Origin of the sequence: Ligaoa zhengdingensis, assembly GCF_014384885.1 — a bacterium.
Classification (GTDB): domain Bacteria; phylum Bacillota; class Clostridia; order Oscillospirales; family Ruminococcaceae; genus Ligaoa; species Ligaoa zhengdingensis.
Map to the genome: position 1 here is coordinate 145,048 of NZ_JACRST010000005.1, position 10,009 is coordinate 155,056.

The 10,009-nt window shown below is 64.3% G+C and carries 4 protein-coding genes; 1 reads left to right on the plus strand and 3 read right to left on the minus strand.

Features of this window, described 5'->3' with window-relative positions; genetic code table 11:
* Positions 1–435: 435 nt before the first annotated feature.
* Positions 436–7,623 (plus strand): LamG-like jellyroll fold domain-containing protein, encoded by a 7,188-nt coding sequence (locus tag H8711_RS05775; protein ID WP_249282517.1) that lies wholly within the window; start codon positions 436–438, stop codon positions 7,621–7,623.
* Between the two features lie 88 nt (positions 7,624–7,711).
* Here the strand turns inward: H8711_RS05775 and H8711_RS05780 are convergent, their stop codons facing one another.
* The 3 genes from H8711_RS05780 to H8711_RS05790 all read right to left on the minus strand — a co-directional run.
* The gene (locus tag H8711_RS05780) at positions 7,712–8,734 is read right to left on the minus strand and encodes an amidohydrolase family protein (RefSeq protein ID WP_249282518.1); all 1,023 of its coding nucleotides are present in this window, start codon (positions 8,732–8,734) and stop codon (positions 7,712–7,714) included.
* Between the two features lie 22 nt (positions 8,735–8,756).
* On the minus strand, positions 8,757–9,380 hold the full coding sequence (locus H8711_RS05785; RefSeq protein WP_249282519.1) for a flavin reductase family protein: 624 nt from the start codon (positions 9,378–9,380) through the stop codon (positions 8,757–8,759).
* 161 nt (positions 9,381–9,541) lie between these two features.
* The coding region (locus H8711_RS05790; RefSeq protein WP_249282520.1) for a hypothetical protein at positions 9,542–10,009 on the minus strand (468 nt) is incomplete at its 5' end.

The following is a 10,009-nucleotide window of genomic DNA, read 5'->3' on the forward strand; positions in this document are numbered from 1 at the left end:
ATCGGGCCGGAAGCCGCGCAGCCCACGGCCCCGGCCGAACCGGACTTCAGCCCGGCTGCTGCTGCAATCCCCCTGGCGCTGCTCGCGGCTGCGGCGGTCGTTCTGCTGCGCCGTTCACAGCGCGGCTGGTAAATCCATCTATCAGTTTTTCATGTTTCCTCCTTTTTCCTTAAGACGGACAGGGGCGCTTTGCGAGAACGGCCCTGTCCGTCTCTCTTGTTTCCTATCTTTGCATGTTATTATCGACGGAAAGATCAAAAGAAATATTTAAATTTTGGCGATAAATACCAATTCAAGAAACTACGTTTCTTCTCTACACTAAAGAAAACGGTTTCATATCCCACGCATTCAGAGAAAAATTGGTGCCGAAGGGGGGACGCTGAAAGGAAAAAGGGAATTTGAGAAGAAGCAGATTATGTTAAGGAGGAGTGTCAAGTGTCAAAGAAGTTACTCAGTATCCTTTTGGCGGTCGTGCTGGTGTTCAGCATGGCGATGCCGAGCTTCGCTGTGGCGGATGGGACGATCCCACTGCTGCCGGAAGCGTCGGGACAGAGCGAGGAAGCGCCGCCCGAGGAAATCCCGCCCGCAGAGCCGCTGGAGCAGCCTGCGGAGCCGGTGGAAGAACCGACGGAGGAGACCCCCGCAGAGGTGGAGGCCTCAAAGGAGGTGTTCGCCGCACCCGTGTCCAGCGGCGAGGTGATCCTGCCCGAAGATGGGCTGGTTGCCCGCTGGACGTTTGACGGCGCCGAGGGCGGCGTGGTCGAGGACGTCACCGGCAACGGCCACGACGGCGAGATCATCCGGGGGGAACCGGAGTTCGTCGAGGGCCGCTTCGGTCAGGCGATCAGCTTCCAAGACGGCGAGCTGGTGTCGGTGCCGAGCGACGATGTGTTTAACGCGCCCATCGACGGCAGCTTCACCCTTTCGGCCTGGGTAAAAGCGCCCGAGCTGTTGGGCCAGTGGCAGGCCATCATCCAGAAGGGCCGCCCGGACGCCGCGGGTACCTGGTGGGGCCTGTGGTTCCATTCCAGCGACAAGCTGGCGTTCGGCGCTGACACCCAGCGCGACGTGTACGGCAATGTCGCCCCGGAGGACGAGTGGGTCTGCGTCACACTGGTGCAGAACGGCACGGACGGCACCCGGAAGATCTACATGGACGGCGTGCTGGCCGGCACGGGAGCCGCACAGGAGAGCGTTACCGATTGGGACCTGGTGTTCGGCGGCGTGCAGGCGGGCGGCACCTTCGGCGGCGAGTATTACACCGGCCTGCTGGACGAGGTCGTCTTTTACAACCGCGCCCTCACCGGCATGGAAGCGCGCGCCCTCTACTTGCAGAACGCGGATGTATACACCGTGAGCGGACAGGTTCTGCCGGGCGAGACCGGCGCCTCGGTCGAAGGGCTGACTGTTCACCTGTACGACGCGGAAAATGACAAAACCGAGCTCGCCTTTGCCGTGACCGATGCGGACGGCTATTATGAGATCGGATCGGTGACCGACGGCGCCTATGTGGCGCGCGTCGATGCGGTCGAAGGCAGCTTCCTCGCCTCTGAGGCGGCTGTGGAGGTCGCGGGCGGAGACGTGTCCGCCGACATCACCCTGAACGCCGAGGTCTACCGCACCATTGCCTTCGCGGTTACCCCCGCGGACGCCAAGGTGGTGCTGCGCGGCGATAACGGCATCGTTGTGCCAGAGGCGGACGGCAGCTACCGCGTGCTCGAGGGCAGCTACCGCTACACCGTCTCCCGCGCGGGCTATGTCACCCAGCGCGGCGACGTGGACGCTGTGGACGAGGATCAGAACCTTTCGATCACCCTGCAACAGGTTGCGAGCGGCCCGGTGGTGCTTACCGAGGAGGAGATCCTCGACCGCATGAAGGGCGGCTGGGTCGGCGAGATGGCGGGCGTCACCTGGGCAGCGTCCACCGAGTTCCGCGCGCAGGGCCGCCTGTTGCGCGAGGATGAGGTCCCGACGTGGACCCCCGACATGATCAACAGCGGTTTTGGCCAGGACGACCTCTATGTGGAGGTCCCATTCCTGGATTGTATGAAGGACAACGGCGTGAACGCCAACTGGAAGCAGCTGGGCGATTACTTTGCGGACTCCCAGTTCATGCTGTGGCACGCCAACTACCACGGCCGTGAGAACCTCCGCAAGGGGATTGAAGCGCCCAACTCCGGCCATTATCTCTATAACCAGTGCTGCGACGACATCGACTGGCAGATCGAGGCGGACTCGGTCGGTATGGCGGCGCTGGCGCAGCCCGAGGTCGCCAAGGAGCTCTCCTGGCGCGTGGGCCATGTGATGAACTACGGCGACGGCGTGTACGGCGGCGTGTTTGTCTCCACCATGTACGCTGCCGCCTTCAAGGCGCAGAGCCTCGACGAGATCATCGACGCGGGCCTCTCCGCGATCCCCGAGGAGAGCATGTTCCGCCAGATGATGGAGGACGTGGTCGCGGAATACGACGTGGGCTCCACCTGGCAGGAGTGCTGGCAGATGCTCGAGGACAAGTGGCAGAACGACCGCTGCCCGGACGGCCTCAACCGGCCGTTCAACATCGACGCGAAGCTCAACTCGGCTTACATCCTCATCGGCCTGCTGTGGGGCGAGGAGGACTTTGAGCAGTCGATGAAGATCTCCATGATGTGCGGCCAGGACAGCGATTGCAACCCGTCCTCGGTGGGCGGCATCCTGGGCTGCTACTTCGGCCTCGAGAACATCCCCGAGCAGTGGAAGAGCGGACAGGATTGGACCGGGAGAAGATTCTCCTACACCAACTACACCATGACTGACTGCGTCAACGTCAACCTCGACTTGGCGCGCGAAGTGGTCAAGATGACCGGCGGCACCATTGAGGACGGCGTGTGGACCATCCCCGAGAACACCGGCGACCGCACGATGATTCTGGAGCAGTGGCCGCTCGAGAAGAACGATCTGCCGGAATTCACCTCCGTGACGGTCGAAGCGGACGAGAGCGACGCGACCGGCCGCACCTTCGTGTTTGACGCGGAGGCGACCGACGAGGACGGCATCGCGGCGTACCAGTGGTTCTTCGGCGACCTCACTTTTGAGGATGGCGCGCAGCAGACCCACACCTACCGCGAGGACGGGGTCTACTATGCGTATTGCTACACCACCGACGCCATCGGCAACACCCAGGTGAAGCAGGTCAAGGTGCTGGTGAACGCCGAGGAAGAGGAAGAGAAGCTGCCGCTTCCGAAGCTGATCGCCCACTGGACGTTCGACGAGATTGCGGACGGCAAGGTGGCCGACGCGACCGGCAACGGCCATGACGGCGTGGCGAGCGGCGAAATTTCGCTGGTCGACGGCAAGGTCGGCAAGGCGGCACAGTTCGGCAGCGAGATCGTCAGCATCCCCGACGCGCCCGAGCTCAACTTCTCGGCCGCCGACAACTTCACCCTGACGGCTTGGGTCAAGGCGCCCGAGCTCAAAAACCAGTGGCAGGCGATCGCCCAGAAGGGCCGCGCCGGCAATAGCGTCTGGTACGGCCTGTGGATGGACAACAAGAATCAGGTGAGCTTCGGCGCACCCAACTACAACACCGTGGATAAGGCCATGCCCGCCGTGAATGAGTGGGTTCACCTGGCCGCGGTGCAAAAGGACGGCGTCCGTTACTTCTATGTGAACGGCGCGCTGGTGGACGGCACTGCACAGGCCGTGGAGGGCCGCACCTCCGGCCAGCCGTTTACCATCGGTGGCGTGGGCGGCCAGCTCGGCGAGCTCTTCCAGGGCCAGATCGACGACGTGCGCCTCTACAACTACGCGCTCGCTGCACCCGAGGTGAACAAGCTCGCAACCCTCAGCGACGAGACCATCCTGCGCGAGGAGGATATCCTCAACCGCATGAAGGGCGGTTGGGTTGGCGAGATGGCGGGTGTCACCTGGGCGGCGTCCACCGAGTTCCGCGCGCAGGGCCGCCTGCTGCGCGAGGACGAAGTGCCCGCGTGGAACCCCTACATGATCAATGACGGCTTCGGCCAGGACGACCTGTACGTCGAGGTCCCGTTCCTCGACTGTATGAAGGCTCACGGCGTCAACGCGAACTGGAAGTGGTTGGGCCACTACTTCCGCGAGTCGGAATTCGCGCTGTGGCACGCCAACTACTACGGCCGCGAGAACCTGCGTAACGGCGTCGAAGCGCCCAACTCGGGCCATTACCTCTACAACCAGTGCTGCGACGACATCGACTGGCAGATCGAGGCGGACTCGGTCGGCATGATGGCGCTGGCGCAGCCCGAGATCGCCAAGGAGCTCGCCTGGCGCGTGGGCCACGTGATGAACTACGGCGACGGCGTGTACGGCGGCGTGTTCGTGGCCTCGATGTACGCCAAGGCGTTCACCGCTGAGAGCGTAGGCGAGATCATCGAAGCAGGCCTCGGCAGCATCCCCGAGGGCAGCCAGTTCCTCGCGATGATGCAGGACGTGATGGCGGAGTACGAATCCGGCTCCACCTGGCAGGAATGCTGGCAGATGCTCGAGGACAAATGGCAGAACGACCGCTGCCCGGACGGCCTGAACAAGCCGTTTAACATCGACGCGAAGCTCAACTCCGCGTATATCCTCATCGGCCTGCTGTGGGGCGAAGGCGACTTTGAGCAGTCGATGAAAATCTCCATGATGTGCGGCCAGGACAGCGACTGCAACCCGTCCTCGGTGGGCGGCATCCTAGGCTGCTACTACGGCCTCGAAAACATCCCCGAGAAGTGGAAGAGCGGGCTGGATTGGAACAAGAAAACGTTCTCTTACACCGATTACACCATGACCGATTGCGTCAACGTGAACCTCGACCTCGCGCGCGAGGTGCTGGCGATGAACGGCGGCGAAATCGTGGACGGCGCGTGGGTCATCCCGCAGCCGGCAAAATCCGAGGCGCTGATTCTCGAGCAGTGGCCGCTCGAAGAAAACGCGCTGCCCGAGCTCAGCGCCACCGCGGTGAAGGATGAGAGCGACCCGACCGGCCGCACCTTCATCTTTGACGCCGAGGCCACCGATGAGGACGGCATCGCCGCCTACCAGTGGTTCTTCGGCGACCTTACCTTCGACGACGGCGCGCAGCACACCTATACTTATAAAGAAGACGGCATCTACTACGCGGTCTGCTACGTCACCGACGGCGTCGGCAACACCGCATGGAAGCAGGTCAAGGTGTTTGTCAACAAGACCGAAGAGGATGAGCCGGACGACCCGGACGACGTGACGGTCACCCCGACCCTGGTCGCCCACTGGACCTTCGACGACCTCAGCTTCGGCGTGGTCAAGGATGTCACCGGCAACGGCCACGACGGCGCGTCCTCGGGCGAACCGCAGTTCGTGGAGGGCAAGATCGGCGACGCGATCTCCTTTGACGGCGCGACCCAGTTTATCACTGTGCCCGATGCGCCCGAGTTTAAGTACAAGTGGAGCGACAGCTACTCCCTCTCCACCTGGGTTAAGGTGGATCAGAACCGCTCCGCGTGGCAGGGCATCGTCCAGAAGGGCCGCCAGAACAACGGCGGGTTCTTCGGCCTGTGGATCAGCAACGACAACCGCTACACCTACGGCGCCCCGAACCTGTTCGGCCCCAAGGTGAAGGAGGGCGAATGGGCGCTCGTCACCCTGGTGCAGGACAGCAAGAACAACGCCCGCAAGATGTATGTGAACGGCGAGCTGGCCGCCCAGACCACACCCAGCGGCGCCAGCAGCGACCTCGCCCTGTCCATCGGCGGCATCCCCGGCATGAACGAATATTTCAAGGGTATGCTGGACGATGTGCGCATCTATAACTATCCGCTGAGCCAGATGGAGATCGACAACCTCTTCGCGCTCAACGACGCGGTTTACTCCATCTCCGGCACCGTGTCCGCAGATAGCGGCGTGGCGGTGAAGGGCACTGTGGTCAACCTCTACGCGGCCGACGACCCCGATACGGTCATCGCCAGCGCGCGCGTGGCCAAGGACGGCAGCTTTGTCATCCCCGGCGCGGCCGACGGCGAGTACATCCTCAAGATCGCGGGCAACGACGAGCACGGCCCGGCCATGCTCAACGTGACGGTCAGCGGCGCGGCGGTCTCCGGTCTGGAGATCACCTTCGGCCAGATGGTCGATAAATCCCACCTGCTCACCATGATCGCGGTGGTTGAGAGCCTCAGCGAGAGCGACTTCACAGCCTCGAGCTGGAAGCCCCTGGGCGAGGCGCTGTCCGCGGCCAGGGCGGTTGCGGAGAACGGGACTGCGACCGCACAGGAAGTGATGGAGGCTTACCTGACGCTGGTCGCGGCGCGCGACGGCCTGGTGTTCGCACCCAGAACCGAACTGCTGGAGCTGGCGGTCGAGCTGGCCCGTGCGGCCATGGAGAACCCCGGCCTCACCGAAGAATCGTGGAAAGCGCTGAACGACGTGGTCAAGGAAGCCGAGGCGCTTTTAAAAGATAAGGACGCGGATCAGGCGGCGATCAACGAGATGTACCGCAAGGTCATGCAGACGATTGTGGATCGCGTGGACGCCAACCTGGAACTGCTGCGGCAGCTGATCGCCCAGGCGGAATCCCTCACCGAGGGGCAGTACACCCCGGACAGCTGGGCGGCGCTTCAGGATGCGCTCGCCAACGGCATCGCGGCGCGCGACGACTTCGACGCGACGCCCGAAGAGATCAAGGCGGCGTGCGACGCGCTGTTCGGCGCGCTCGACGGCCTGATGCTCAACACCAACAAGGCGGCGCTGAAAGCGGCCATCGACTTTGCAGAAGAGGTCATCGCGGCGGATCAGTACGAGAACCTCGAACAGCTCGAGGAGCAGCTCGCGGCGGCCAAGGCGGTCTACGGCGACGCGAACGCCACCCAGAAGCAGGTGGACGATGCGGCGGCGGCCCTCACCAGGGCGGCGGCAGCGGTGCGGCTGCGCGCGATCGAGGCCAAGACGGAGAAGCTGAACGCATCCGATTACACCTCTGCGAGCTGGAAAGCGCTTGCCAACCAGTTGGCGGCGGCGAAGAACTACCTGGCCGACGAAAAGACGGAAAATGATGTGCTGATCGCGGCGGTCAAGGCGGCGGACAAAGCCTTCGACGGGCTTGTAAAGCGCAGCAGCACGTCGCACTCGTCCAAGGGCTCGGCGAGCCCGGTGAGCCGCAACGACTACTGGAACGAAGTGATCGAGAAGGTCGGCGGCGCGGAGAAAGGCGGCAAGGTCAACGCCGTGGTGCAGAGCGGCGAGTTGGTCCCGGCGACGGTACTCGATACGCTCAAGGGCAAGGACGTGACCCTGGTGCTGGAGATCGGCGGCAAGGAGTACGCGATCCACGGCCAGGGGGCGATGAGCGGCTACAGCGCGGCAGCGGTCTACTACACCGAGGCTGAGCTGATCGCGATGGCGGACGGCAAGGCGCAGGTGCCTGCGGCTGGCAACCCGGAGACGGGCGGCGAAATCGCGGCGGGAGTGGCCCCCACCCTGCCCGGGACGGCGCAGGCCCCGGCGGAGAACCAGCAGCAAATCGGCGGTATCCCCGCTGCCGCGGAACAGCCCGAGGCGGGCTTCCCGGTATGGGCAATCGCGCTGATCGCGGTGGTTTCCCTCGCGGCGGCCGGCGGCGCGGGCTGGATGCTCCTCAAACGCAGAAGATAGTCTCAACCTTCCCCCAAATAGATAAAAATGGAGGCCCCGGAACCGGTCAAGGTTTCGGGGCCTCCGCTTTGTTTTTGAAAGGGCGCGTTTATTGCGCTGCACCGGGCCGTTGGTAGAGCGCCGCCGCGTTGTCATACAGGACAGCCCGCCGCACCTCGGGGCGGTCCCCGATCGCGTCGAGCAGGTTGCGGAGCTGTTCGTAGACGACAAAGGTGTACCCGGCCTCCTCCTCGGGGCTGCGGTGCGCACGGAAGGAGAACTCCTCGCGGCAGAGGTTGCGGTAGCCGCGCGCATCCCATTCCCGCTTGCCGTGCCAAAGCATAATCGGGAAATCGGTGCCGAACAGGATGCGCCGGTAGTCGATGCGCTCAAAGGCGAGGGCGTACACCTCGGGGTTGACGACCGCCGCACAGTCGAACCACAGGCGATCCAGCACGTCCTCCAGGCCGGCCAGGCCCTCGAGGAACAGCTCGCGGGTGTAGCACCGGCCGAAGTGTGCGAGGATCAGCTTGAGGCGGGGGTACCGCGCGAGGATTTCGTGCACATCCGCCAGGTTGTGCGGATCGGGCAGCTTGCCCGCGCGGGGCAGGTGCATCAGCACCGGGGCGCCCAGCCGGTCGGCCAACGCGAACTGCTCGTGGGTCATGAAGTCGAAGATGCCCACCTCGGCGCTCTTGATCGGGCTCGCCATATAGGGGTAGGGCTTGAAGCCGCAGAAGCCGCCCGCGAGATAGCGCCGCTCGATCTCCTCCGGGGGATATTCCGGCCGGATGGTGAGCAGCCCGCGCACGCCGAACCGCCCGATCAGGCCAGCGATGTAGTCGTTGTTGGCAGCGGTGTCCGCCTGATAGATCGGCCAGGGCAGCGCCAGCGGCTCGACCGCGACGCCCGGAAACAGCGCGGCGGTGTAGGCGCGGTAGTCCTCGTAGCTCATCAGCAGGCCGCATTCCATCGCCCAGTCGCCTGCAATCGCCTCAGGCGGCACCGAAGCGACGTGCTCGGGCAGGTCGAAATGGCCGTGTGCGTCGAGGATGCGCTCGGGCAGGCGGGCCGCCAGGTGCCTTTCAAAAAAATCTTCATCCAGCGGGGTCTTGTGAAAATAGCTGTACATGGGCGATACTCCTTTTCGCGGTTTATGGTTTGCGGCGTGTGCCGCCGGATGAGCGCTTGGCGGTGCGTTTGGCGCCTCGCCCCGCCGGCCGCCTCGCCACCGAGTAGCCGAAGGTGCCCAGTCGCCGCCCCAGCTCGTAATAGGCGCCGTGCGCATAGGCCGCGAGGCCCGCGCGTTCGAGGTGCAGCTTGCCCGCCGTGTCCACCAGCGCGGGGTCCACGTCCATCGCCACAATCTCAGCCAGAAACATATCGTGCGAGCCGAGCGCGAGCACCTGCTTCACCCGGCACTCGAGCGACAGCGGGCTCTGCGCCAGCAGCGGCGCGGACACCTTGGAGGCGGGTTCCACGGTGAGGCCGCAGGCCGCGAGCTTGTCCTCCTTTGAGCCCGAGCGAACCCCGCAGTAGTCGCAGGCGCGCACCAACGCGGCGGTGGTGAGGTTGATGACGAACTCGCCGCTGTCCCTGATGAGCCCGTAGGAGTGGCGGGAGGGGCGCACCGAGATATAGGTCATCGCCGGATGGGTGTTCACAATGCCCGTCCAGGCGATGGTCAGCAGGTTGGGCCGTTCCAGGGTGCCGCAGGTGACCATGGCGGGCGGCACAGGGGCCAGCAGGGTGCCGGGGTTCCAGGTGAGTTTGCTCATAGGTGATGACGCTCCATTCCGCCGCCGGGCGCGGCATAGTTTTAAGACCATTCTACCGCGCGCCCGCGGGACAGGCTATTGACAGATTAGACAAAAAATCCGGGAGGGGGACAGCGGATGATCCACTGCCCCTTCTCCCGGATCGAAAAGGAATAAGAAACTTACCGGTTGTCGCGCTTTCTGCGGATCACAACCAGCGCTGTGCCGCCCAGGATTGCCGCCGCAATCACAATTGCCGCGATGGCCCAAACCGGCATACCGGCTTCCGCCGCCTCGACAGGGGCCTCGGCCTGCGCCGCGGGCGCTTCCGCCTCAGCCGGGACCGCGGGCTCGATCACCGCGGGAACTTCGGGCGCCACGGGCGCTGCCGGAACAACCGCCTCCGGTGCTGCGGGCGCCACCGCCGCGGGAACCTCGCCGCCCGTCTCCGGGTTGCTGTTCGCTGCGGGGGCATTGCCGCTCGCAGCAGGCACAGTGCCAGCCATCGCCTTGACCTCCTCGGAGGTGTAATACACTGCCGCCGCGCTGTAGCCCTTCAGCTCGCCCGCGCCGTTCACTGCGTAATCCTTGCCGCCGATCTCGAAGACCACCGTCACTCCCTTGTTCTTCAGGGCGTCGATCACTGTCGC

Bases quoted from the DNA above. Each gene is read 5' to 3' on its own strand.
- H8711_RS05785 (WP_249282519.1), bottom strand. From the start codon at position 9,380: ATGAGCAAACTCACCTGGAACCCCGGCACCCTGCTGGCCCCTGTGCCG.
- H8711_RS05780 (WP_249282518.1), bottom strand. From the start codon at position 8,734: ATGTACAGCTATTTTCACAAGACCCCGCTGGATGAAGATTTTTTTGAA.